The organism is Peptostreptococcus porci (assembly GCF_009695815.1).
Lineage (GTDB): Bacteria > Bacillota > Clostridia > Peptostreptococcales > Peptostreptococcaceae > Peptostreptococcus > Peptostreptococcus porci.
This window is the reverse complement of record NZ_VUNE01000010.1, coordinates 1-1,052: the sequence shown is the minus strand read 5'-3', so window position 1 is coordinate 1,052 and position 1,052 is coordinate 1. Positions and strand designations below refer to the sequence as shown.

Genomic DNA, 1,052 nt, shown 5'->3' with positions numbered 1-1,052 from the left:
GGGGCGGTCTCCTCCCAAAGCGTAACGGAGGAGCACGAAGGTACCCTCAGCACGGTCGGACATCGTGCAATGAGTGCAAGAGCATAAGGGTGCTTGACTGCGAGACAGACACGTCGAGCAGGTGCGAAAGCAGGTTCTAGTGATCCGGTGGTTCTGTATGGAAGGGCCATCGCTCAACGGATAAAAGGTACTCCGGGGATAACAGGCTGATACCGCCCAAGAGTTCACATCGACGGCGGTGTTTGGCACCTCGATGTCGGCTCATCACATCCTGGGGCTGAAGTCGGTCCCAAGGGTATGGCTGTTCGCCATTTAAAGTGGTACGCGAGCTGGGTTTAGAACGTCGTGAGACAGTTCGGTCCCTATCTGCCGTGGGCGTTGGATGTTTGAGAAGAGCTGCTCCTAGTACGAGAGGACCGGAGTGGACGACCCTCTGGTGTTCCGGTTGTCACGCCAGTGGCATTGCCGGGTAGCTATGGTCGGACGGGATAACCGCTGAAAGCATCTAAGCGGGAAGCCCCCTTCAAGATGAGACATCCCCGAGGCCTAGAGCCTCCTGAAGGGCCCAGCGAGACCAGCTGGTTGATAGGCACGGTGTGGAAGCGCTGCAAGGCGTTGAGCTAACGTGTACTAATGGCCCGTGAGGCTTGACCCTATAACACCCAAGGGGTCTGGTCGTGATGATAACGAGGAGTGTGAACGCACTCGAAATACCGGATACGTCGCAGTGAGCCAGAGCGCTTGCTGACAAGAGACGCACACAATACACGTCAAAAATACGTCAAGAACACCTCAGCATGATATGCATTACCTGTTACGCCTGACGACCATAGCACGCGTGAACCACCTGATCCCATGCCGAACTCAGAAGTGAAACCGCTTAGCGCCGATGGTAGTGTGGGGTCTCCCCATGTGAGAGTAGGTCATCGTCAGGCACTTATTACGAAACCCCGGCCTTATGGCCGGGGTTTTGCTTTTTGGGGGTCTCCCCCTGAAGAGTAGCGGAGCGCCGCCCGCCGGGTGGCCGGCCCGAACATCGTCAGGCACTTATT

2 rRNA genes are annotated in these 1,052 nt (G+C 56.7%); both read left to right on the top strand.

The features are described 5' to 3' along the window. A 23S ribosomal RNA gene (locus tag FYJ71_RS09850) occupies positions 1 to 655 on the top strand; the annotation flags it as partial. Positions 656 to 819: 164 nt separating this feature from the next. Further along, a 5S ribosomal RNA gene (rrf, locus tag FYJ71_RS09845) occupies positions 820 to 935 on the top strand. The last annotated feature ends 117 nt before the right edge of the window (positions 936 to 1,052 follow it).